The organism is Stutzerimonas frequens (genome assembly GCF_024448335.1).
In the GTDB taxonomy this organism is placed as follows: domain Bacteria; phylum Pseudomonadota; class Gammaproteobacteria; order Pseudomonadales; family Pseudomonadaceae; genus Stutzerimonas; species Stutzerimonas frequens.
The window spans coordinates 54,629-76,367 of the sequence record NZ_JAMOHM010000008.1 but is presented as its reverse complement, the minus strand read 5'-3'; the positions used below and the strand labels follow the sequence as shown (position 1 = coordinate 76,367).

21 protein-coding genes are annotated in these 21,739 nt (G+C 63.9%); 9 read left to right on the top strand and 12 right to left on the bottom strand.

The genetic code is table 11. The features are described from left to right. Window positions 1-57 precede the first annotated feature (57 nt). On the bottom strand, window positions 58-666 hold the full coding sequence (locus NAO55_RS12810) for a 2OG-Fe(II) oxygenase (protein ID WP_102839172.1): 609 nt from the start codon (window positions 664-666) through the stop codon (window positions 58-60). Window positions 667-819: 153 nt separating this feature from the next. Here NAO55_RS12810 and NAO55_RS12805 point away from each other — a divergent pair, with 153 nt between their 5' ends. Then, complete coding sequence (locus tag NAO55_RS12805) at window positions 820-1,584, top strand: DUF2059 domain-containing protein (RefSeq protein ID WP_102839171.1); 765 nt, start codon at window positions 820-822, stop codon at window positions 1,582-1,584. Window positions 1,585-1,594: 10 nt separating this feature from the next. On the opposite strand, the gene bipL is transcribed toward NAO55_RS12805, so the two are convergent. Then, window positions 1,595-2,533, bottom strand: coding sequence for a phospholipase BipL (bipL, locus tag NAO55_RS12800; RefSeq protein ID WP_102839170.1), 939 nt, complete (start codon window positions 2,531-2,533; stop codon window positions 1,595-1,597). 85 nt (window positions 2,534-2,618) lie between these two features. On the opposite strand from bipL, the gene NAO55_RS12795 reads away from it, so the two are divergent. Beyond that, window positions 2,619-3,188 (top strand): DUF6436 domain-containing protein, encoded by a 570-nt coding sequence (locus NAO55_RS12795; RefSeq protein ID WP_102839169.1) that lies wholly within the window; start codon window positions 2,619-2,621, stop codon window positions 3,186-3,188. 93 nt (window positions 3,189-3,281) lie between these two features. Here the strand turns inward: NAO55_RS12795 and NAO55_RS12790 are convergent, their stop codons facing one another. The 8 genes from NAO55_RS12790 to NAO55_RS12755 all read right to left on the bottom strand — a co-directional run bounded on the left by NAO55_RS12790 (window position 3,282) and on the right by NAO55_RS12755 (window position 12,622). Continuing rightward, the gene (locus NAO55_RS12790; protein ID WP_102839168.1) at window positions 3,282-4,184 is read right to left on the bottom strand and encodes an ABC transporter permease subunit; all 903 of its coding nucleotides are present in this window, start codon (window positions 4,182-4,184) and stop codon (window positions 3,282-3,284) included. After that, entirely contained in the window at window positions 4,181-5,077 is an 897-nt protein-coding gene (locus tag NAO55_RS12785) for an ABC transporter permease subunit (RefSeq protein WP_102839167.1), read from the bottom strand. Before NAO55_RS12785 ends, NAO55_RS12790 begins: the two co-directional genes overlap by 4 nt. Then, a complete protein-coding gene (potA, locus tag NAO55_RS12780) occupies window positions 5,074-6,225 on the bottom strand; it encodes a polyamine ABC transporter ATP-binding protein (RefSeq protein ID WP_102839166.1) in 1,152 nt (383 codons plus the stop codon). The genes NAO55_RS12785 and potA overlap by 4 nt, the downstream gene beginning before the upstream one ends. Window positions 6,226-6,371: 146 nt before the next feature. Then, window positions 6,372-7,457, bottom strand: a complete 1,086-nt coding sequence (locus tag NAO55_RS12775; RefSeq protein WP_063540316.1) for a polyamine ABC transporter substrate-binding protein — start codon at window positions 7,455-7,457, stop codon at window positions 6,372-6,374. Window positions 7,458-7,719: 262 nt separating this feature from the next. Further along, window positions 7,720-8,817, bottom strand: coding sequence for a polyamine ABC transporter substrate-binding protein (locus NAO55_RS12770; protein WP_063540315.1), 1,098 nt, complete (start codon window positions 8,815-8,817; stop codon window positions 7,720-7,722). Between the two features lie 214 nt (window positions 8,818-9,031). Next, a complete protein-coding gene (locus tag NAO55_RS12765) occupies window positions 9,032-10,390 on the bottom strand; it encodes an aspartate aminotransferase family protein (protein ID WP_102839165.1) in 1,359 nt (452 codons plus the stop codon). Window positions 10,391-10,474: 84 nt separating this feature from the next. After that, complete coding sequence (locus NAO55_RS12760) at window positions 10,475-11,833, bottom strand: glutamine synthetase family protein (protein ID WP_063540313.1); 1,359 nt, start codon at window positions 11,831-11,833, stop codon at window positions 10,475-10,477. A gap of 42 nt (window positions 11,834-11,875) precedes the next feature. Further along, on the bottom strand, window positions 11,876-12,622 hold the full coding sequence (locus NAO55_RS12755) for a gamma-glutamyl-gamma-aminobutyrate hydrolase family protein (RefSeq protein ID WP_102839164.1): 747 nt from the start codon (window positions 12,620-12,622) through the stop codon (window positions 11,876-11,878). A 240-nt stretch (window positions 12,623-12,862) separates the two neighbouring features. On the opposite strand from NAO55_RS12755, the gene NAO55_RS12750 reads away from it, so the two are divergent. The 7 genes from NAO55_RS12750 to NAO55_RS12720 all read left to right on the top strand — a co-directional run bounded on the left by NAO55_RS12750 (window position 12,863) and on the right by NAO55_RS12720 (window position 19,087). Continuing rightward, window positions 12,863-14,236, top strand: coding sequence for a glutamine synthetase family protein (locus NAO55_RS12750; protein ID WP_256431901.1), 1,374 nt, complete (start codon window positions 12,863-12,865; stop codon window positions 14,234-14,236). 74 nt (window positions 14,237-14,310) lie between these two features. Next, the gene (locus NAO55_RS12745; protein ID WP_102839162.1) at window positions 14,311-14,967 is read left to right on the top strand and encodes a TetR/AcrR family transcriptional regulator; all 657 of its coding nucleotides are present in this window, start codon (window positions 14,311-14,313) and stop codon (window positions 14,965-14,967) included. 126 nt (window positions 14,968-15,093) lie between these two features. Next, window positions 15,094-15,975, top strand: a complete 882-nt coding sequence (gene aguB, locus NAO55_RS12740) for an N-carbamoylputrescine amidase (RefSeq protein ID WP_102839161.1) — start codon at window positions 15,094-15,096, stop codon at window positions 15,973-15,975. A gap of 93 nt (window positions 15,976-16,068) precedes the next feature. Then, window positions 16,069-17,184, top strand: a complete 1,116-nt coding sequence (gene aguA / locus NAO55_RS12735) for an agmatine deiminase (RefSeq protein WP_102839160.1) — start codon at window positions 16,069-16,071, stop codon at window positions 17,182-17,184. Window positions 17,185-17,233: 49 nt separating this feature from the next. Further along, on the top strand, window positions 17,234-17,911 hold the full coding sequence (locus NAO55_RS12730) for a hypothetical protein (protein ID WP_102839159.1): 678 nt from the start codon (window positions 17,234-17,236) through the stop codon (window positions 17,909-17,911). 115 nt (window positions 17,912-18,026) lie between these two features. Next, on the top strand, window positions 18,027-18,626 hold the full coding sequence (locus NAO55_RS12725; protein WP_046618201.1) for a hypothetical protein: 600 nt from the start codon (window positions 18,027-18,029) through the stop codon (window positions 18,624-18,626). Window positions 18,627-18,706: 80 nt separating this feature from the next. Further along, window positions 18,707-19,087 (top strand): hypothetical protein, encoded by a 381-nt coding sequence (locus tag NAO55_RS12720; RefSeq protein ID WP_102839158.1) that lies wholly within the window; start codon window positions 18,707-18,709, stop codon window positions 19,085-19,087. A gap of 44 nt (window positions 19,088-19,131) precedes the next feature. Here NAO55_RS12720 and NAO55_RS12715 read toward each other — a convergent pair whose 3' ends face one another. After that, window positions 19,132-20,130, bottom strand: a complete 999-nt coding sequence (locus tag NAO55_RS12715) for a GGDEF domain-containing protein (RefSeq protein ID WP_102839157.1) — start codon at window positions 20,128-20,130, stop codon at window positions 19,132-19,134. A gap of 124 nt (window positions 20,131-20,254) precedes the next feature. Next, window positions 20,255-21,445 carry a delta-9 fatty acid desaturase DesA gene (gene desA / locus NAO55_RS12710; RefSeq protein ID WP_102839156.1) on the bottom strand — a complete coding sequence of 397 codons (1,191 nt, stop codon included), beginning with the start codon at window positions 21,443-21,445 and terminating at the stop codon, window positions 20,255-20,257. Between the last annotated feature and the right edge of the window lie 294 nt (window positions 21,446-21,739).

Here is a 21,739-nt window from a genome sequence, read left to right as displayed (position 1 = left end):
CTTTAGCCCGGCCTGTGCCGGGCTTTTTTTGTCCGCGCGAATGCCGGTACGGGCTCGTCAGAGCGCCAGCACATCTGCCGGTCGCCGGCGGAACCAGCCAGTCAGCGACAGACGGTCGGCCTGGGTCACCAGCACTTCATGGGGAAAATCGCCGGAAAGGAACACCACCAGATTGCCGGCCAGCGGGGGCACGTCCAGCTGCGAGCCGTCGGCCAGGTGCATCCGCAGTTCGCCAGCGTGGGCGGGCTGCCAATCCGGATTCAAATACAGCACGGCGGTGACCGACCGGCTGTCGTCATCGCGAAAGCGGTCCAGGTGGGTCTGGTAGAAGGCGCCCGGCGGGTAGAAGGCGAAATGGCACTCGAACTCCTCGAGCCCGAGGAAGAGCTCGCGGTTGAGCTGCTGGCGCAGGCCGTCCATCAGCCCGAGGTAGTCGTCGCAGACCGCCGACTGGCCTGGCTCCAGCCACTGGATATGGTCGCTGCGAATGCCTTCGCGCACCGCCTGCGCCTCGCCGCGGCCGACCGCGGCGGGCGCCAGCGCGCCCTCGGCCTCGCGTCTGCGGCACTCGTCGGCCAGCTTGTGGGTCACATCACTGGGAAGGAAAGAACTCTGCAGCGACCAGCCGCGCTCGGCGAGGTCGTCGATGATCGAAGAGAACTGCAAGGAAGTGACTCCGAAGGGATACCGCAGGAGTCTAGGGTCTGTTGAGACTCCACCACAAGCTGCCTCGCTGTGCCAATCACAGCCACATTCGCGCGCCTCGACAAGCGGCTGTCGGGGCACGGAAAATGAACCGCCCGCCAGACAGGAGTTTCCATGCGCGCCCTCTTGACCTGTGTCTTGCTGACTTTCAGCCTCGCCAGCTTCGCCGACACCTATGAAGAACTTTACGAGACCGCCGGCTGGACCGAACAGCGGGCCAATTTCTCCGATGCGCTGACCGCCGCGCAGCAGCGCTACAAGGACACATTGCCGCCCGCGGTATTCCAGACCCTGGTGACCAACAGCAACCGCCGCTTCGCCTCGCACGCCATCGACCAGCGCGCGCAGCAGGCGCTGCGCGAGCACTTGGCCGAGCCGCAACCGGCGCTGGAGTTCTTCCAGTCGACCTTGGGCCGCAAGATCGTTTCGGCAGAGGTGCTTGCCGCTCGCCGCGAACAGCTGGCTCAGCACGCTTCAGGCCTGCCGCGGATGGAAGCGGGCAGCAACCGGCAGCTGCTGATCCGCCATCTGGCGCAGGCGCTGCCGGCCAGCGAAGCGGGTGCCGAAGTCAGCTTGGCGCTGGCCGGTGTCGCCGCCGACAGCCTCAGCCAGATGATTCCCGGGCTGCTCGGCGGCAACCAGGCGCAGAGTCTACTGAGCAGTCAGCGCCAGCGGATGATCGAGCAGATCGAGGGCGACCTGGATAACACGCTGCTGTATGTCTACCGCGATCTGTCCGATGCTGAGCTCGAGCAATACCTTGAGTTCGCCCGCTCCGATGACGGCAAGGCGTACTACCAGGCCGCACTGCAGGCCCTGCGTGCCGGCCTCGCCGTGGGCATGAGCGGCACCGAGCTGGAGCCGCAACAGGGCATCTGACCGGCCGGCGTTAGCCGAGACGCTCGCGGAGAAAATCGAAATAGGCGCGACGTATCTCCTCGCGCTCGTTCACCAGATGATGCCGCGCATCGGGCAGGCGCAGGATTTGCGCAGCGGCGAACTTGCTTTCGAGAATCGGCAAGTTGTGCCGCCAGTCCACCGTCATGTCGGCCTCGCCCTGCACGATCAGCGGCGCATGCGCGCTGTCGGCGGCGCCTTCGATGCGCGGAATCCAGCGCGACAGCGCACCAACCCAGGCGGTGGGCAGAATATCGGCCTGCAGCGGATCGCGCGTCTGGACGAACTCGAGGAAGGCCGGGTCGCCGGAATTGTCGCTGAACGAGCGACGAATCTGCCGCACGAACGGCCGCAGCAGCTCATAGCTCAAGCGCGAGCGCAACCAGGCCCTTGGCCGTACCAGCGGCGCGAGGAGGATGGTCCGCCCGAGGTCCGGGTTCTCCGCTTGGTGTAACAGGTGGTCCAGAGCAATGGCGCCGCCGGTGCTCTGGCCAAGCAGATGCCAGGGCCGCGGCAGATCGAGTTGGCGAGCCTGCTCGAACAGTCCGGCCAGCACCGCCTGGTATTCGTCGAACTCGTTGATGCTGGCGACGGGCCCGCTGGACAGGCCGTGGCCTGGCAGGTCGCAGGCCAGCACGGCGAAGCCCATCTCCAGCCCCCAATCGACCACATGCCGATACAGGCCCATGTGGTCGTAGTAGCCATGCAGGATAAGCAGGCTGGCGTGCGGCTGTTCCGGCCACCAGGCCTGCGCGACGACATCGTAGTCGTGCACGCGAAAGCGCCCCAGGCGGCGCTGAATGGACCGACGATGGGGTAGATCGAGGCCGTAGTAGGCCTGATAGTGAAGGGTCTCGACGCTCGCCTCGACGGCTTCGGACAGAGCCGGCAGGCTGTTGCGCAGACGCTCGGGCTGGATACGCGCGGACATGGACATTCTTCGATTGCGTTGAGCTGGGATATTCAGCTCTGCATCGCCGCATGGCAAGCTTGCGCACCTTTTCCCGGGTTCCGTCATGACTAGTCGCCGCAAGTATCTGATCGCCGCGTTGATCGCCCTGCTGTGGGCCGGTGCCATGCTGGCTGCGTTCTGGTGGTTCGAGGCGCGCTATCTACGCACTTTCGAGGGCGAGCGCGCCGAGCTGTTCTCGGGTGATGCGCTGCAGCTGCCCGCCGCCCTGCAAGGACCCGGCCCGGTCCGCTTCGTGCACTTCTGGGATCCCGGCTGCCCGTGCAATGTCGGCAACCAGCAGCATCTGCAGGAGCTGCTCGAACGCTTCGCCGATCAGCCGGTCGCCTTCTACGAGATGCGCAAGCCCGGCAGCCAGGGCCGCCTGCCGCAACCACTGGCCTCGCTGAAAGCGCTGGAGGGGCTCATCGGTGCCGAACAGCTGCCGGCCAGCCCCGCGGTAGGCATCTGGGACCAGCATGGTGAGCTCGTCTATATCGGGCCCTACAGCGAGGGGGCGGTGTGCAGTTCGGACAACAGCTTCGTCGAGCCGATCCTCGAAGCGGTGCTTGCGGGGCGCAAGGTGCGCGCGACCCACTCCCTGGCGGTGGCCTGTTTCTGTGACTGGCAGGGTTGAGGCTTAGCGGCAGCGTAGGTACGCCGGTGATGGCTTCCTAGGCGCCACGAAAAAGGGCGCACCGCTGCGCCCTTTTTCGCTTCCCGGTAACGCTCAGCTATGCGCCGAGGGTGGCACCAGCACCTTGCGGCTGTCGATCACCTGGCGCCAGGTGGGACTGCCAGCGGTTTCATCCATCGCCTGCTGCATCGCGCGGATGCGGCGCTTCTCGGCACGCCGGGTGAGATACCAGGCAAGGAAGGTGGCCAGCGACACGCTGAGCAGGATCAGACTGGCCACCGCGTTGATCTCCGGCTTCACCCCCAGGCGCACGGCGGAGAAGATCTCCATCGGCAGGGTGGTCGAGCCGGGGCCGGAGACGAAGCTGGCCAGCACCAGATCGTCCAGCGACAGGGCGAAGGACAGCATGCCGCCCGCCGCCAGCGACGGTGCGATCATCGGCATGGTGATCAGGAAGAACACCTTCCACGGCCGCGCACCGAGGTCCATCGCCGCTTCCTCGATGGACAGGTCGAGCTCGCGCAGGCGCGCCATCACCACCACCGCAACGTAGGCCGAGCAGAACGTGGTGTGAGCGATCCAGATGGTCACCAGCCCGCGCTGCGCGGGCCAGCCGACCAGTTGCGCCATCGCCACGAACAGCAGCAGCAGCGACAGACCGGTGATCACCTCAGGCATCACCAGCGGCGCGGTGACCAGGCCACCGAACAGCGTGCGACCGCGGAATACCGGGATACGCGTGAGCACGAAGGCGGCCATGGTGCCGAGCGCCACCGCGGCAATCGCGGTGTAGGCTGCGACCTCCAGCGAGCGCATCACCGCGCCCATCAGCTGGGAGTTGTCAAGCAGGCCGGCGTACCACTTCAGCGACCAGCCACCCCACACCGTCACCAGCCGCGAGGCGTTGAACGAGTAGATGACCAGGATGACCATCGGCAGGTAGATGAACAGCAGCCCGAGCACCAGGATCAGGTTGGAAAAGCTCCAGCGCCTCATAGCTTGCCCTCCAGTTCCTTGGCTTGGTTCCGGTTGAACAGGATGATCGGTACCAGCAGGATCGCCAGCATCACTACCGCCAGTGCCGAGGCCACCGGCCAGTCGCGGTTATTGAAGAACTCCTGCCACAGCACCTTGCCGATCATCAGCGTCTCCGGACCGCCGAGCAGCTCGGGGATGACGAACTCACCCACCACCGGAATGAACACCAGCATGCAGCCGGCGATGATGCCGTTCTTCGACAGCGGCACGGTGATCTTCCAGAAGCTGGTGAGGTTGCGCGCGCCGAGGTCGGAAGCTGCCTCGAGCAGGCTCGGGTCGTGCTTCACCAGGTTGGCGTAGAGCGGCAGGATCATGAACGGCAGGTAGGAATAGACCACGCCGATGTACACGGCCATATCGGTGTTGAGAATCTGCAGCGGCGCATCAATCAGGCCGAGCCCCTGCAACAGTCCGTTGAGTATGCCGTTGCTGCTGAGGATGCCCATCCAGGCATAGACGCGAATCAGGATGGCGGTCCAGGTCGGCATCATGATCAGCAGCAGCAGGACCGTCTGCAGGTCCTTTCGCGCACGGGCAATGGCATAGGCCATCGGATAGCCGATCAGCAGGCAGAGCAGCGTGCTGAAGAAGGCGATCCGCAGCGAGCCCAGGTAGGCCGCCAGATACAGCTCGTCTTCGCTGAGGAAGATGTAGTTGCCCAGGTTGATCAGCACCTGCAGCTGCTGGTCGGCATAGGCGAAGATGTCGGTGTACGGCGGAATGGCCACATCCGCTTCGGCAAAGCTGATCTTCAGCACGATGGCAAAGGGCAGCAGGAAGAACAGCATCAGCCACAGGAAGGGCACGCCGATGACCAGTCGGCGCCCGGTGTTCAGGGGCGAGCGCTTCATGCCTGCAACACCACGCCGCTGTCATCCCACCAGTAGACGTACACCTCTTCCTCCCAGGTCGGCAGCTTCACGTGGCGCTCGGCGTTGGCCATGAAGGCCTGCAGCACTCCGCCGGACGGCAGCTTGATGTAGTACACCGAGTGGCCGCCGAGGTAGGCGATGTCGTGCACGACGCCCTTGGCCCAGTTGTAGCCCGGGCGCTCCAGTTCCGGCAGTTCGGTGCCGATCAGCAGCTTTTCCGGGCGGATCGCGTAGGTGATCTGCTTGTCCTGGGCGCGGGTACTGATCCCGTGGCCGACGTAGATCGGGTTCTCCAGACCGGGCGAGGCGATGATGGCGTGGTCACCCATGTCCTCGACCAGCTCGCCGTCGAACAGGTTGACGTTGCCGATGAACTCGCAGACCAGACGGCTCGCCGGCGTCTCGTAGATATCCATCGGGCTGCCGACCTGGGCGATCCAGCCCAGATGCATGATGGCGATGCGCTCGGCCATGGTCATGGCCTCTTCCTGGTCGTGGGTGACCATCACGCAGGTAACGCCGACACGCTCGATGATCTGCACCAACTCGAGCTGCATCTGCGAGCGCAGCTTCTTGTCCAGCGCGCCCATCGGCTCGTCGAGCAGCAGCAGCTTGGGCCGCTTGGCCAGCGAGCGCGCCAGGGCGACGCGCTGGCGCTGCCCGCCCGACAGCTGATGCGGCTTGCGCTTGGCGTACTGGGCCATCTGCACCAGGCCGAGCATTTCCTTCACCCGCTCCTCGATCTCCGCCTTGGGCAGGCCATCCTGCTTCAGGCCGAAGGCGATGTTCTGCTCCACCGTCATGTGCGGGAACAGCGCGTAGGACTGGAACATCATGTTGATCGGCCGCTCGTAGGGCGGCATGTCGGTGATGTCCTGTCCGTCGAGGAAGATGCGCCCCTCGGTGGGCCGCTCGAAGCCGGCGAGCATGCGCAGCAGCGTCGACTTGCCCGAACCCGAGCCGCCGAGGAGGGCGAAGATCTCGCCCTGGTGGATGCTCAGCGAGACATCATCGACCGCCACCGTTTCGTCGAACTTCTTGGTGACGCGGTCGATCTTCAGCAGCACCTGCTTGTTCTTGCTCTCGCCACTGAGGGCTTTCTTGTAGGCGCTGGAGGCAACGGCCATGCGCGAACTCCCGAAATGAAAAAGGTTGGCCCGGCCATTGCCGGAAATCTAATGATCGTTGCAGCGGGCACGCCTGCTGGCACACCCCGGCAGAGCGGGCTGCGCTTGGCCAAGGCAGGCCGGGCCAAGCGCAACCGCTCCGGAGTTCACTTGCCGGATTTCACCTTGGTCCAGGTGCGCGTCATCAGCCGCTGAACCTTTGGCGGCAGCTCGGCCGAAACGTAAAGCCGGTCGAGCGTTTCCTGCGGCGGATACACCGACGCGTCCTGCCGCACCTCCTGATCCATCAGCTCGCCGGCCTTGAGGTTGGGATTGGCGTAACCGACATAGTCGCTCACCGCGGCAATCACCTCGGGACGCAGCAGGTAGTTGATGAAGGCGTGGGCTTCGTCGACGTTGCTGGCATCGGCAGGGATGGCCAGCATGTCGAACCAGAGGTTGCCGCCTTCCTTGGGAATGGCGTAGGCGATCTCGATGCCCTTGCCGGCTTCCTCGGCGCGGGCGGCGGCCTGGAACACATCACCGGAGAACCCGGCGGCGACGCAGATATTGCCATTGGCGAGGTCGGAAATGTACTTCGACGAGTGGAAATAACGCACATGCGGCCGCACGGCCAGGAGCTTCTCCTCGGCCTTCCGATAATCCGCAGCGTTCTCGCTGTTGGGGTCCAGGCCCAGGTAGTTGAGCATGGCCGGGATCATCTCATCGGCCGAATCGAGGAAGGCGATGCCGCAGCTGGCCAGTTTCGCAGCGTTCTCCGGCTCGAAGATCACCGCCCAGGAGTCGATTTTGTCGACGCCGAGCGCCGCCTTGACCTTCTCGACGTTGTAACCGATGCCGTTGGTGCCCCACAGATAAGGCGCCGCGTAGGCGTTGCCGGGGTCGTTCTTCTGCAGCTGCTTGAGCAGGGCCGGATCGAGGTTTTCCCAGTTCGGCAGCTTGGACTTGTCCAGCTTCTGGAAGGCGCCGGCGCGGATCTGCTTGCCGAGGAAATGGTTGGAGGGCACCACCACGTCGTAACCGCTGCGGCCGGCGAGCAGCTTGCCTTCCAGGGTTTCGTTGGAGTCGAAGACATCGTAGACGGGCTTGATCCCCGTCTCCCTCTCGAACTCTTCCAGCGTCGTTTCGCCGATGTAATCCGACCAGTTGTAGACATGTACGGTGGCAGCCTGGGCGGCTGTCGCTCCGGCTACCGCGGCGGCGACGATCAGCGACTTGAGGGTCGAGCGCATGGGATGAGTCCTCTTGTTACAGGCCGCGCATGTCCCGGCGGGAAAGGCCGGCCTATTTATTGGAAAAACCTCTGGAAATCAACAGATTTGGTGCAACTGCCACTGCAGTTTCAGGGCAGGTGGAGACGAGGGCAGATGACGTGGCTGCAAAGGCTTCAAGCATTCCGTGTCCTCGTGCTGGTGTTCCAAGCGCGGATTGCCCCGGCGCCCGGATCGGGTGCATGCACCGGCCGGCATCGCCCGGCCGGTGTACGCAGTCGCCTCAGCGACCCGACTTGATCTTGGTCCAGCTGCGCGTCATGGCACGCTGGGTCTTCGGATCCAGATCGGGGAAGGTGTACAGCTTCTTCAGCACGTCCTGGCTCGGGTAGATGCCCGGGTCGGTGCGGATCGCCTCATCCAGCAGCGGGGTAGCAGCGGCGTTGCCGTTGGGGAACTGCACGTAGTTGGTGATGGAGGCCATCACTTCGGGCTTCATCAGGTAGTTGAGGAAGACGTGGGCACTCTCGACGTTCTTCGCGTCGGCCGGCACCGCCAGCATGTCGAAGAAGCTGCCGGCACCTTCCTTCGGAATCTTGTAGCTGACGTTGACCCCGTTGGCCGCTTCCTCGGCGCGCGACTTGCCCTGGTAGATGTCGCCGGAGTAGCCGATCGCCACGCAGATGTTGCCGTTGGCGAGGTCGGAGATGTACTTGGAGGAGTGGAAATAGGCCACATGCGGACGGATCTGCATGAACAGCTCCTCGGCCTTCTTCAGTTCGTCGGCCTTGCCGCTGTCCGGGGCATAGCCCAGATAGTGCAGCGCAGCCGGCAGCATTTCGGTCGGCGAGTCGAGGAAGGCGACGCCGCAGGACTTCAGCTTCTCGATGTTCTCCGGCTTGAACACCAGGTCCCAGGAATCCACCGGGGCATTGTCGCCCAGCGCGGCCTTGACCTTGTCGACGTTGTAGCCGATGCCGATGGTGCCCCACATGTAGGGGATCGAGTACTGATTGCCCGGGTCACTCGGTTCCAGCGCCTTGAGCAGGTCCTTGTCGAGGTTTTCCCAGTTCGGCAGCTTGGACTTGTCCAGCTTCTGGAACACACCGGCCTTGATCTGCTTGGCCAGGAAGGGGTTCGAGGGCACTACCACGTCGTAACCGGAGCTGCCGGCCAGCAGCTTGGCTTCCAGCACCTCATTGCTGTCGAAGACGTCGTAGACCACCTTGATGCCGGTTTCCTTGGTGAAGTTCTCCAGGGTGTCTTCGGCGATGTAGTCGGACCAGTTGTAGACGTGCAGCACCTTTTCCTGGGCCTGCGCAGCTCCGGCTAGGGTGCCGGCCAGCGTCATGGCAAGTAGGGTCTTGGCGAAGGGATTCATCCGTGCAGCTCCTGTTGTCATCGTTAGTAGGGGCAGTGGAACAGGCCATGAACAGCGTGGCGGCCTGGGTGTGCCGGCATCGACACACCCCGTGGTAGGTCTGGCTTCCAGCACGCGCGCAGTCTGGCAAGGTCAGGCCCTTTTTTTCAACAAGCCGAGCGCAATCGGCGGTGCGAAGGGCAACCCTGGCCCAGCCTCCACCGGCTGCCGCGAATCAACCGCGCACGTCCTTGGCCGTCGCATCCAGACACAGCCGTACCTTGCCGATCAGCTCGTCGATCTGCTCCTCGCTGATCACCAGCGGCGGCGAGATGATCATGGTGTCGCCGACCGCACGCATCACCAGGCCGTTGCGGAAGCAGTGCTCGCGACAGCGCATGCCCACATCGGCATCGACGAAACGTTCGCGGGTCTTCTTGTTTTTCACCAGTTCCAGCGCGCCGAGCAGACCGACACCACGGGCTTCGCCCACCAGCGGATGCTCGACCAGTTCCTGCCAGCGAGACTGCAAATAGGGTGCCGTCTTCGTCTTGACCCGCTCGACGATCTTCTCCTTGCGCAGGATGCGGATGTTCTCCAGCGCCACCGCGGCGGCCACCGGATGCCCCGAATAGGTGAAGCCGTGATAGAACTCGCCGCCCTCGTTGAGCGTCTGCACCACTCCGTCACGCACGATGACGCCGCCCATGGGGATGTAGCCGGAGGTCAGGCCCTTGGCGATCGGCATCAGGTCGGGGGTGAGGCCGTAGTAGTCGCTGCCGAACCATTCGCCAGTCCGGCCGAAACCGCAGATGACCTCGTCGGCCACCAGCAGGATGTCGTGGCGCGCAAGGATTTCCTTGATTCGGGGCCAGTAGCTGTCCGGCGGGATGATCACGCCGCCGGCGCCCTGAATCGGCTCGGCGATGAAGGCGGCGACCTTGTCCTCGCCAACTTCGAGAATCTTCTGCTCCAGCTGGTCGGCGATGCGCAGGCCGAACTCCTCCGGACTCATGTCGCCGCCCTCGCCGTACCAGTAGGGCTGGTCGATGTGCTCGATGCCGGGGATAGGAAAATCGCCCTGCTCGTGCATCGCCTTCATCCCGCCCAGGCTGGTACCGGCAACCGTGGAACCGTGATAGCCGTTCCAGCGGCCGATAATCACCTTCTTCTCCGGCCGGCCCTTGATTGCCCAGTAATGGCGCACCATGCGCAGCACGGTGTCGTTGGCCTCGGACCCCGAGCCGGTAAAGAACACATGATTCATCCCGGCCGGGGCGATGTCGGCAATCGCCTTGGCCAGCGCCACGGCGGGCGGGTGGGCAGTCTGGAAGAACAGGTTGTAGTACGGCAGCTCGCGCATCTGGCGGGTCGCTGCCTCGACCAGTTCCTCGCGGCCGTAGCCGAGATTGACGCACCACAGCCCGGCCATGGCGTCGAGGATCTTGTGTCCTTCGCTGTCCCACAGGTACACACCCTCGCCGCGGGTGATGATGCGCGTGCCCTTGGCGTTCAGCGCCTTGTAGTCGGTGAACGGCGGCAGGTGATGGTCGCGGCTCAGCGCTTGCCAGTGCAGGGTTTGCGAATCGCTCATCAGTCACCTCTCGTTAAAGTTCGTGCATGGTCGGTGGACGCCAAAATCGCATCCACCCTGCGGCCGGCTCCGGCGGAAGCGGCCTTACACCGACAGCATCAGGAATTCCCGCTCCCAGGAGCTGATCACGCGGTGATAGTTCTCCTGCTCGGCGCGTTTGACCGCGACGTAGCCGGTGATGAATTTCGGGCTCAGGTATTTCTCCAGTTCGCGGCAGGTTTCCATCCGCTCCAGCGCCGCTTCCAGCGTCAGCGGCAGACGCAGGTTGCGTCGCTCGTAGCCGCGGCCCTTGACCGGCTGGCTCGGCGGCAGCTGCTCGACCATGCCGATGTAGCCGCACAGCAGGCTGGCGGCGATGGCCAGGTAGGGGTTGGCGTCGGCGCCTGCGAGGCGGTTCTCCACCCGGCGGTTCTGCGGGTCGGAATCCGGCACGCGCAGGCCCACGGTGCGGTTTTCCTCGCCCCATTCGACGTTCACCGGCGCCGAGGTATCGGGCAGGAAGCGGCGGAACGAATTGACGTTCGGCGCGAACATCGGCAGCAGCTCGGGGATGTACTTCTGCAGGCCGCCGACGTGGTGCAGGAACAGCTGGCTCATGGAGCCGTCTTCATTGGAGAAGATGTTGCGCCCGGTGTTGAGGTCGATGACGCTCTGGTGCAGGTGCATCGCGCTGCCCGGCTCGCCGGTCATCGGCTTGGCCATGAAGGTGGCAGCGACGTTGTGCTTGAGCGCGGCCTCGCGCATGGTGCGTTTGAACACCAGGATCTGGTCGGCCAGGTGCAGCGCCTCGCCATGACGGAAGTTGATCTCCATCTGCGCGGTGCCTTCCTCGTGGATCAGGGTGTCCAGATCCAGGCCCTGCGCCTCGCACCAGTCGTACATGTCCTCGAACAGCGGGTCGAACTCGTTCGCGGCATCGATGGAGAACGACTGGCGGCCGGTCTCCTGGCGACCGGAACGACCGATCGGCGGCTGGAACGGCAGGTCCGGGTCCTCGCAGCGCTTGGTCAGGTAGAACTCCATCTCCGGCGCGACGATGGGCTGCCAGCCGCGATCGGCATACATCTTCAGCACACGCTTGAGGATGTTGCGCGGCGACAGCTCGATGGGGTTGCCCATCTTGTCGTAGGTGTCGTGGATCACCTGGGCGGTGGGCTCGATCGCCCAGGGCACGAGGAACACCGCGTTCGGATCGGGCCGGCAGAACATGTCGATGTCGGCCGGGTCGAGCAGTTCGTAGTAGATGTCGTCCTCGACGTAATCGCCGGTCACGGTCTGCAGCAGCACGCTTTCCGGCAGGCGCATGCCCTTCTCGTCGAGAAACTTGTTGGTCGGTGAAATCTTGCCGCGAGCGATCCCGGTCAGGTCGCTGATCAGGCACTCCACTTCGGTGATCTTGCGTTCTTTCAGCCAGCCGGTGAGCTGGTCGAGCTTGATACTCATGTTGACCTCGGGTTGCTGGGAAGTGGCCGTACGGGGTCGGCCTCAGCGTTGTCGTGCACGTGCCTGGCAGGCTTCGGCGAAGCCCTGGAACAGCGCCAGATAGTGCGGGTGCGAGTGGACCTGCCATTCCGGATGCCATTGCACGCCGAGGGCGAAGTTCGGCGCGGCTTCCACGGAAAATGCCTCAATCAGCCCGTCGGGGGCCAGCGCCTCGATGCGCAGGCCGGCGCCGAGGCGCTCGACACCCTGTCCGTGTACCGAATTGACCTGTATCTGCGGCGGTAGGCCGAGGCGCTCGAGCAGCCCGCCCGGCTGCACATGCAAGGCATGGCTGAGACCATACTGCACATCCAGCGGATCCTCGGGACGCTCGCGATGATCCTGATAGGGGCCGGCTTCGTGCACTTTCTGGTGCAGGGTGCCGCCAAAGGCCACGTTCATTTCCTGAAAGCCCCGGCAGATGCCGAACACCGGAATGCCGGCCTCGACCGCCGCGCGGATCAGCGGCAGGGTGAGGCGGTCGCGAAACGGATCATGATGAGTGCCCGGCTCGCTCGCTGGCCCACCATAGTGATGTGGCTCGACGTTGGACGGCGAGCCGGTGAACAGTAGGCCGTCGAAGTTTTCCAGCAGGGTCGCGGGATCGATCAGCTCGTCCAGCGCCGGGATCACCAGCGGCACGCCGGCGATCGCCGCGGCACGTAGGTACTTGTCACCGGCTATATGAAAGCTGTGGTGGCCGAGCTGCTTGGTGCAGGCCGATACGCCGATCAGAGGCTTGCGCGACATGGGATACTCGTCGTTCGAATGGGGCATATCGGAGAGTAGTCTTGTTCATTTTTATAGACAATAGCCCGAACTTCAGCCGCGTGCGCGACGCTCGACACACACGGCAGATGCCCCAAAAAAGGCCCAGCATGGGCACTCATGGGGCGCTGGCCGGCTACTATTGACAGTGAACAGGCTTTTCGATTGACTCCCAGACAAGCATCTGATGATTGAAATTTTTAACAATTAAGGTAATTCATCATGGCCCCGCCGCGTGCCGTTCAGCTCAACGAAGCTAACGCATTTCTCAAGGAACATCCGGAGGTGCAGTACGTCGATCTGCTGATCACCGACATGAATGGAGTCGTGCGCGGCAAGCGCATCGAGCGCGCCAGCCTGCACAAGGTCTACGAGAAGGGCATCAACCTCCCCGCCTCGCTGTTCGCCCTGGATATCAACGGCATCACCGTGGAAAGCACGGGCCTTGGCATGGACATCGGCGACTCCGACCGTATCTGCTTCCCGATTCCCAACACCCTGTCCAAGGAACCCTGGCAGAAGCGCCCCACCGCGCAACTGCTGATGACCATGCACGAGCGCGACGGCGCACCGTTCTTCGCCGACCCGCGCGAGGTGCTGCGCCAGGTGGTGAGCAAGTTCGACGAGCTGGGCCTGACCATCTGCGCCGCATTCGAGCTGGAGTTCTATCTGATCGACCAGGAGAACATCAACGGCCGGCCACAGCCGCCGCGCTCGCCGATCTCCGGCAAGCGCCCGCACTCGACCCAGGTCTATCTGATCGACGACCTGGACGAGTACGTCGACTGCCTGCAGGACATTCTCGAAGGCGCCAAGGAACAGGGCATCCCGGCCGATGCCATCGTCAAGGAAAGCGCCCCGGCGCAGTTCGAGGTCAACCTCCACCACGTCGCCGATCCGATCAAGGCATGCGACTACGCGGTGCTGCTCAAGCGGCTGATCAAGAACATCGCGTACGACCACGAGATGGACACCACCTTCATGGCCAAGCCCTACCCGGGCCAGGCCGGCAACGGTCTGCATGTGCACATCTCGCTGCTCGACAAGAACGGCAACAATATATTCGCCACCGAGAACCCGCTGGACAGTCAACCGCTACGCCACGCCATCGGCGGCCTGCAGCAGACCATGGCCGCCTCGATGGCCTTCCTCTGCCCGAACGTGAATTCCTATCGCCGTTTCGGCGCGCAGTTCTACGTGCCGAATGCGCCGTGCTGGGGCATGGACAACCGCACCGTGGCGCTACGCGTGCCGACCGACAGCCCGGACGCGGTACGCATCGAACATCGGGTCGCCGGTGCCGACGCCAACCCCTACCTGCTGCTTGCCGGCATCCTCGCCGGGGTGCACCACGGCCTGACCAACAAGATCGAGCCGGATGACCCCATCGAGGGCAACTCCTATGAGCAGGTCGAGCAGAGCCTGCCGACCAACCTGCGCGACGCCCTGCGCGAGCTGGACGACAGCGAGATCATGGCGCGCTACATCAGCCCCGATTACATCGACATCTTCGTCGCGTGCAAGGAGAGCGAGCTGGCCGAGTTCGAGCATTCGATCTCGGACCTCGAGTACAACTGGTATTTGCATACCGTCTAGCCGCGGGCCCGTGTGCTGCGGGGCGACCGCCACGGCGGTTTGCATCCGCCGCCGGGCTGGCATCAAATAGGCCGATGACCAAGCCCAGCCCCGCGACCACCAGTCGCCGCCCACGCGCCAGCAGCCAGGCGCGCATTCGCCAGATCCTCGCCAGCGCCCGTGAACTGCTCGCCGGGCAGGGTGCCGCGACGTTGTCGGTGTATGCGGTCGCCGAGCATGCGGGCATTCCACCTTCCTCCGTCTATCACTTCTTCTCCGGCGTGCCGGCACTGCTCGCGGCGCTTACGGCGGATGTGCACGCGACGTTCAGAGCGAGTCTCGAACAGCCCATCGATCACCGCAGCCTGACCAGCTGGCGCGACCTGTCGCGGCTGATCGAACAGCGCATGCTCAGGGTCTACGAGCAGGACAGCGCCGCTCGCCAGCTGATCCTGGCGCAACACGGTCTCGGTGAAGTCACCCAGACCGACCAGCGCCTGGATCTGGAACTCGGCCAGGCCATGCAGGCGGTGTTCGAGCGGCATTTCGCCCTGCCTCCGCTGCCGCAGGACATCGATGTATTCGCCCTGGCCGTGGAACTCGGCGACCGCGTCTATGCTCGATCCATACAGCTGTACGGCAGCCTGACGCCACGCATGGCCGAGGAAGGCATGCGAGTGTTCGATGCCTATCTGGGCCTGTATCTGCCGCCGTGCCTGCCGAAGCGAGAATCGCCGAGCGTTAATCGATAGATATCGATAAACGGCGTTCCTAAACGGTCATAAACGCATTCACTGCACTATCAATCCGGATAACTATCGAATAAATTTGCGCCTTCGATAGCCGCCGCCCTTTCAACCGCAGCCGCGAGGTGCTCCATGTCCCGAGTCGTTACCGTAGCCGCCACCCAGATGGCCTGTTCCTGGGATCGCCAGGCCAACATCGCCAATGCCGACAGGCTGGTGCGCGAGGCTGCCGCCAAGGGCGCGCAGATCATCCTGATCCAGGAGCTGTTCGAGACGCCGTACTTCTGCCAGAAGCCCAATCCGCAATACCTGCAGCTGGCCACACCGGTCGAGCATAATCCGGCGATCCAGCATTTCCAGAAGCTCGCCGCCGAACTGCAGGTGGTGCTGCCGATCAGCTTCTTCGAGCTGGCCGGGCGGGCACGCTTCAACTCCATAGCCATCATCGATGCCGACGGCAAGCTGCTCGGCGTCTACCGCAAGAGCCACATCCCGGACGGCCCCGGCTACCACGAGAAGTACTATTTCAACCCGGGCGACACCGGCTTCAAGGTCTGGAACACCCGCTACGCCAGGATCGGCGTGGCCATCTGCTGGGACCAGTGGTTCCCCGAGACCGCACGCAGCATGGCGCTGATGGGTGCCGAACTGCTGTTCTACCCGACCGCCATCGGCAGCGAGCCGCACGATGCGAGCATCACTTCCCGCGACCATTGGCAGCGCGTGCAGCAGGGCCATGCCGGCGCCAACCTGATGCCGCTGATCGCCAGCAACCGCATCGGCCGTGAAGAGCAGGACGGCTACGACATCACCTTCTACGGCTCCTCGTTCATCGCCGACCAGTTCGGCGCCAAGGTCGAGGAATTGGACGAAACCAGCGAGGGCGTGCTGGTGCACCAGTTCGATCTCGACCAGCTCGAACATATCCGCAGCGCCTGGGGCGTGTTCCGTGATCGCCGGCCGAACCTGTACGGCTCGATCAAGACCCTGGACGGTGAAACGCCGTCGGAATGAACGTAGGGTGGAAAACCGCGCAGCGTTTTCCACCAGGGACGCACATGGTGGAAAAGGCCTGCGGCCGTTTTCCACCCTACCAGGATCTCAGCCATGACCACCCTCAGTTCCACGCCCCGCCGAGACGGCTACTTCATGCCCGCCGAATGGGCGCCGCACAGCCAGACCTGGATGGTCTGGCCGCAGCGCCCGGACAACTGGCGGGACAACGCGGCACCGGCGCAGGCAGCCTTCACTGCCGTCGCCAAGGCGATCGCCCGTTTCGAGCCGGTGACCGTTTGCGCCAGCGCCGAGCAGTACCTGGCGGCGCGTGCCGCGCTGGATGACCCGCGCATCCGCGTGGTGGAACTGAGCACCGACGACGCCTGGGTACGCGATACCGGGCCGACCTTCGTCATCGACGACCAAGGCGGCCTGCGCGGCGTCGACTGGACGTTCAATGCCTGGGGCGGTGAAGACGGCGGCCTCTATGCCGACTGGCAGCGCGACGACGAAGTGGCGCGCAAGATCCTCGAACTCGAATACTGCGACCGCTACCGCACCGAGGGCTTCGTGCTCGAGGGCGGCTCGATCCACGTCGACGGCGAGGGCACGCTGATCACCACCGAGGAATGCCTGCTCAATCGCAACCGCAACCCGCACCTGTCCCGCGAGCAGATCGAGAGCGTGCTGCGGGAACAGCTGGCGGTCGACAGCATCATCTGGCTGCCGCACGGCCTGTTCAACGATGAAACCGACGGCCACGTCGACAACTTCTGCTGCTTCGTGCGCCCGGGTGAAGTGCTGCTGGCCTGGACCGACGATGCAAGCGACCCCAACTTCGAGCGCTGTCAGGCGGCCATGGCCGTGCTGCAGAGCGTTCGCGACGCCAAGGGCCGCACGCTGACGGTGCACAAGATGCCAATCCCCGGCCCGCTGCATGCGACTGCCGAAGAATGCGCCGGGGTGCTCGCGCTGGACGGCAGCCAGCCGCGCGACCCGTCGATACGCCTGGCCGGCAGCTACGTGAACTTCCTCATCGTCAACGGCGGCATCATCGCCCCGGCCTTCGGCCACCCGCTGGACGCCGAAGCCGAGCGCATCCTGGCGCAGGTCTTTCCGGAGCATCAGGTCGTCATGGTGCCAGGGCGCGAGATCCTCCTCGGCGGCGGCAACATCCACTGCATCACCCAGCAGCAGCCGGCACCGCTGAACCGATCAGCCATGTAGTTGATCCCCTGGGCGGGTCAACATGGCTGTAATGAGGAGACTGCGCACCGTGCGAATCAGAGCCTTCCTGCTATGCATGCTACTGGCGCCATCAGCGCAGGCCATCGAGCCGTATTCCTGCCGCAATGGCTTCTTTCCGGCCTTCGCCGGCGCGGTAAGGCATGCGGAGGTTGTCGCCAATGCAGATCAACCCGTGCATTTTCGCGATGACGCGGTTGGCTGCCCGGAGCAGGAATCCTGCATCCGACGCGCCTATCTGGTGAATGGTGACAAGCTGCTGGTCGGCAAGGAGACGGATGGCTGGGCCTGCGCCTGGTATTTCTCCAGCAAGCGCGAGTTCGTCGGCTGGCTGCCCGCGCACCACGTCCGTACCGACCACGCTACGCCGGTACCCACGGCCGGCGACTGGATCGGCCGCTGGCACCCCATCGCGGGTAGCAACAGCATCCTCATTACCCAGCCCTCCCCCGACGGGCCCTTCGCCGTTGAAGGCGAGGCCATGTGGCAAGGAGGCCTCAACAGCTACGGAGAGCCAATCGTTCATGTCGGGGCATTCTCCGGCCATGCTCGTCCCTCCGACGACCTGCTGAAGATCAGCGAAGGCGATGACGAGTACGACTGCCAGGTGACCCTGCAGCATGTCGCCGGCAATCTGGTGGTGACCGATAACAGCCACTGCGGCGGGCTCAACGTGCGTTTCGACGACGTATACCGCAAGTCGCGCTGATGCCAGAGCCCGGCAGGCTCCCGCTGACTTGAAGCCCTGTCGATCTGGTCTACATTTGGGGTTCGCTTGACCGTTGGTGCGGTCACACATCCCAGCGCCCGTCAGGAAACACCTCTTGTCGATCCCCCTTTCAGTCCAGTTCGTGCTGCTGTCGCTCGCTCTCGCAGCCAGTGGCTGCAGCGAAGAAGAGGGCTCAGCATCCATTCCCAAGGCCGCTAATGCCGCTCCGACGCTGGAGCAGCTGCCCAAGTGTGAACGGATCGCGGCACGACTCACGCCGCTTCTGGATGGTCTGGCCCTCGTGGATCAGGACGATGGTGGCCGTTACGACAATGTGACCGTCTATGGCATCAGCTGCTCCTGGCTTTCCCGGGAAATGCAGAACGCGGATATCTCCCAGCAAGTCAAAGGTGGCGGTCTTTCCATCGGCATCTCTGTCGACGAAACACCCTCGGACGAACAGATGCTTCGCAAAATGGGCATGGTCCATGACGACGCCCGCGCCGAGGATATCGGCGGCTTCGTGGTAGATGTCAGCAAGCGTATGGACCCCAGCGCTCAGCTGGGGATCATCGGCCCTCAGGTGGTCGTCGGCCGGGTCACCGTCACCGCGACGGCTGCCGGTATCGCCCTGCAGAAAGTGGAGAGCATGGAGTACATCACCAACGACCAGGCGATCGAGGCAGCCATTGCCATTCACCGAATGCTTCGCTGAGTCGAATCACAACCATCAGGCCGAAACCACTGAGGCCTCGCCACGCACCGAATAAACAAGTACTGATCATAGGAGCAATCATGTCTTCAGCCATCCACCTGCCATCCCTGGCGCTCGCCGCAGCGCTCACGCTGATCAGCTCGATCACTCAGGCGCAGCAGCCGAATCAACAGATGATGACCAACATGCACGCGCAGCTGGCCAAGTTTGGTGGCGCCATGCATGTGACAGCTAAAGTCTGCGACGACTACACCGACGAGAAACTTGCCGAGCATAGAGAGCAGCAAAAAACCCAGGCGACCCGCGCCGGGATGGACCCGGCAACTTTCGATACGGCCTTTGCCGACGGCGTCAAGGAGAGCGAGGCAAAGTGGAAGGATGTCCCCGCGTCCGAGCGTCAGGCCAAATGCACCGAGTTCAAGCAGCAGATGGAGAGCTTCGGGCAGCAACTTGGCCAGTGACGGCAGAGCGCGCCGGGCAAGCCAGCCCGGCCAGCCCGCCGAAATTAGCCGACGATGACCTGGTTCTTGCCCAGGCGCTTGGCGGTGTACATCGCCGCATCGGCGCGGGCGAATACCGCGCTTAGCTCGGGGTCGCTGGCCTTCAGGTAAGTCAGACCGAGGCTGGCGGTGACGCGGAAACGCTCGCCATTCTCGGCAGTGAACACCACCCGCTCGATCTCGCGTTGCAGGCGCTCGGCGATCTGCTCGGCCAGGTCCGGCTGGCAGCCGGGCAGCAAGGCGGCGAACTCCTCACCGCCGATACGGCCGAAAAGGTCGCTCTGGCGCAGGACCGAAGCGCCACAGCGAGCGACCTTCTGCAGCACCTGATCGCCCATCTGGTGGCCGTGGGTATCGTTGATGCGCTTGAAGTCGTCGATGTCCAGCAGCAGGAACGCCAGCGGCGAGGCGAACTGCCGGGCACGCTCGAACTCGGTTCGCGCGCACTCGAAGAAGTGCCGGCGGTTGCTGCTCTGGGTCAGTACGTCGGTCGTGGCCAGACGCTGCAGTTCGCCCTCGAGCTGCTTCTTCTCGGTGATGTCCTCGGCGATGCCGACGATGATCGGGCCGTGGCCATGCTCGGCGCGGCGGCCGAGGAAACACTTGTCGCTCAGCCAGCGCAGCTGACCGTCGCCGCGGATGATGCGGTACTCGCGTGTCTCCACGGCACCCTCATCGAGCACGGCAAGCATCGACTTCTGCGCATACTCGACATCGTCCGGGTAGATCGCGTTGCGCCACTCACCGTAGTCGGCCAGCAGCAGCGCTGGCGAGCGGCCGAAGATGCGCTCGTAGGCCGGGCTGACATAGATCATCCGCTGCGCCTGCCAGTCGAATGCCCAGAGCACCGCGTTGACGCCGCCCAGCAGCGTGCTGAACAACTGCTCTCGCTCGCCCAGACGCTCCGCCTCCGCGCGCGCGTGCATCAACGCCAGCAGCGTCTGCGCATCACTACCCGGCAGCATGCTCATTCTCGAATCACCCTGGTTGCTCGCCAGCTGCATAGCCTTCTTCCTGAAACGACCGCCACCCAGGTGGCGGTACTGCAATGTAAGAGTGCTGTTCAGAGAGCTTGCAGCAGGCAAAGTTCCGGGCGCCGCTACGCCCCGGGCTTGAGCCGATCGAAGGTCATGCCGGGACGACAGATGGCCGCAGCGAATAGGTCCGCAGGTGCTCGGCGAACTCACGCAGCGACTGGATGCCGCTGGCCTCGGCCTCGTGCACCCACTGCTTGATCGCGGCGAGCATGTCGTGGCCGTTGGCGCTGGTCTTGCTCCAGATCTGCTGCAGCGCCAGGCGCTTCTCGTAGATCACCTTGAGCGCCTGACTTTGCGCGAGCATGACATCGATATGCGCCTGCTGCTCCTGCTGCAGCAGGCTCGGCTCGCGGGTCAGCAGGCGCTTGGCACGGCGCAGCTGGTGCCGCAGCGTCGCGTCGGCTCGGCCGAGCTCCTGGCGCACCAGCGGCACGATCACCAGCTTGCGGTACTGCGCCATGATCTGGAAGCGGTTGTTGAGGATCGCCATGGCGCTGTCCATGTCCAGATGCCGCTTGCCTTCGACTCGATGGGCGATGGGTGCGGTACGGTTGACCTTGGCCAGACCGAGCATGCTGAACAGACGTATCCAGGCCCAGCCCATGTCGAACTCCCACTTGCGCACCGAGAGCTTGGCCGAGTTCGGGTAGGTGTGGTGGTTGTTGTGCAGTTCTTCGCCGCCGATGAGGATGCCCCAGGGTACGAGATTGGTCGCGGCGTCACGGCATTCGAAGTTGCGATAACCGACCGCGTGACCGAGACCGTTGACCACGCCGGCGGCCCAGAACGGGATCCAGATCATCTGCACGGCCCACACGGTGAGGCCGAGCGCGCCGAACAGCGCCAGGTCGATCAGCAGCATCAGCACGATGCCGGTATTGGGAAAGCGCGAATAGAGGTTGCGCTCGATCCAGTCGTCCGGACAGTTCTTGCCGTAGATGCGCAGGGTCTCCTCGTTCTTCGCCTCGGCCATGTACAGCTCGGCGCCCTTGCGCACGACGGTCAGCAGCCCCTTGTGCACCGGGCTGTGCGGGTCATCGGGGGTCTCGCATTTGGCGTGATGCTTGCGGTGGATGGCGGTCCACTCGCGGGTGTTCATCGCCGTGGTCAGCCATAGCCAGAAACGAAAGAAGTGTTTGAGCGACGGATGCAGTTCCAGCGAACGGTGCGCCGAGTAACGGTGCAGGTAGACCGTGACGCTAACGATGGTGACGTGAGTCAGCAGCAGCGTGGTCGCAATGAGTTGCCAGACCGACAGGTCGAGTAAACCGGTGTGCCACATAATAACGGGGTGCCTCTTGCATAACGGTGCGCCAGCGACCTCCGCTGGCGTCCACCTGCCTTCAGCCTAACACCAGGTGTCGGCGAGTCTAGGAAACGGCCCGACCGACCGTCTAAAAGCTGGTGATTTTTTAGCCAGATTCGGCTGCAATCGCTACGCTTTGGGCACGTAGCGCCATGCTGACGTGCATTCCCGAAAGACGCTATCGGCCATACTGGCATAGAGCTATCATTGTTTCTTTTTTGCCCTGGAAAGTTGCGGCTCATGCAAACGTCGTACGTCGAGCGCAGCACC

What these genes read in the sequence shown, in the direction of transcription:
- NAO55_RS12760 (WP_063540313.1), bottom strand. Translation starts at nt 11,833, where the DNA reads ATGAGTATCAAGCTCGACCAGCTCACCGGCTGGCTGAAAGAACGCAAG.
- NAO55_RS12775 (WP_063540316.1), bottom strand. Translation starts at nt 7,457, where the DNA reads ATGCGCTCGACCCTCAAGTCGCTGATCGTCGCCGCCGCGGTAGCCGGA.
- NAO55_RS12720 (WP_102839158.1), top strand. Translation starts at nt 18,707, where the DNA reads ATGTCTTCAGCCATCCACCTGCCATCCCTGGCGCTCGCCGCAGCGCTC.
- bipL (WP_102839170.1), bottom strand. Translation starts at nt 2,533, where the DNA reads ATGTCCGCGCGTATCCAGCCCGAGCGTCTGCGCAACAGCCTGCCGGCT.
- NAO55_RS12785 (WP_102839167.1), bottom strand. Translation starts at nt 5,077, where the DNA reads ATGAAGCGCTCGCCCCTGAACACCGGGCGCCGACTGGTCATCGGCGTG.
- NAO55_RS12790 (WP_102839168.1), bottom strand. Translation starts at nt 4,184, where the DNA reads ATGAGGCGCTGGAGCTTTTCCAACCTGATCCTGGTGCTCGGGCTGCTG.
- aguB (WP_102839161.1), top strand. Translation starts at nt 15,094, where the DNA reads ATGTCCCGAGTCGTTACCGTAGCCGCCACCCAGATGGCCTGTTCCTGG.
- NAO55_RS12770 (WP_063540315.1), bottom strand. Translation starts at nt 8,817, where the DNA reads ATGAATCCCTTCGCCAAGACCCTACTTGCCATGACGCTGGCCGGCACC.
- NAO55_RS12750 (WP_256431901.1), top strand. Translation starts at nt 12,863, where the DNA reads ATGGCCCCGCCGCGTGCCGTTCAGCTCAACGAAGCTAACGCATTTCTC.
- NAO55_RS12715 (WP_102839157.1), bottom strand. Translation starts at nt 20,130, where the DNA reads ATGCAGCTGGCGAGCAACCAGGGTGATTCGAGAATGAGCATGCTGCCG.
- desA (WP_102839156.1), bottom strand. Translation starts at nt 21,445, where the DNA reads ATGTGGCACACCGGTTTACTCGACCTGTCGGTCTGGCAACTCATTGCG.
- NAO55_RS12805 (WP_102839171.1), top strand. Translation starts at nt 820, where the DNA reads ATGCGCGCCCTCTTGACCTGTGTCTTGCTGACTTTCAGCCTCGCCAGC.
- potA (WP_102839166.1), bottom strand. Translation starts at nt 6,225, where the DNA reads ATGGCCGTTGCCTCCAGCGCCTACAAGAAAGCCCTCAGTGGCGAGAGC.
- NAO55_RS12765 (WP_102839165.1), bottom strand. Translation starts at nt 10,390, where the DNA reads ATGAGCGATTCGCAAACCCTGCACTGGCAAGCGCTGAGCCGCGACCAT.
- aguA (WP_102839160.1), top strand. Translation starts at nt 16,069, where the DNA reads ATGACCACCCTCAGTTCCACGCCCCGCCGAGACGGCTACTTCATGCCC.
- NAO55_RS12745 (WP_102839162.1), top strand. Translation starts at nt 14,311, where the DNA reads ATGACCAAGCCCAGCCCCGCGACCACCAGTCGCCGCCCACGCGCCAGC.
- NAO55_RS12755 (WP_102839164.1), bottom strand. Translation starts at nt 12,622, where the DNA reads ATGTCGCGCAAGCCTCTGATCGGCGTATCGGCCTGCACCAAGCAGCTC.
- NAO55_RS12795 (WP_102839169.1), top strand. Translation starts at nt 2,619, where the DNA reads ATGACTAGTCGCCGCAAGTATCTGATCGCCGCGTTGATCGCCCTGCTG.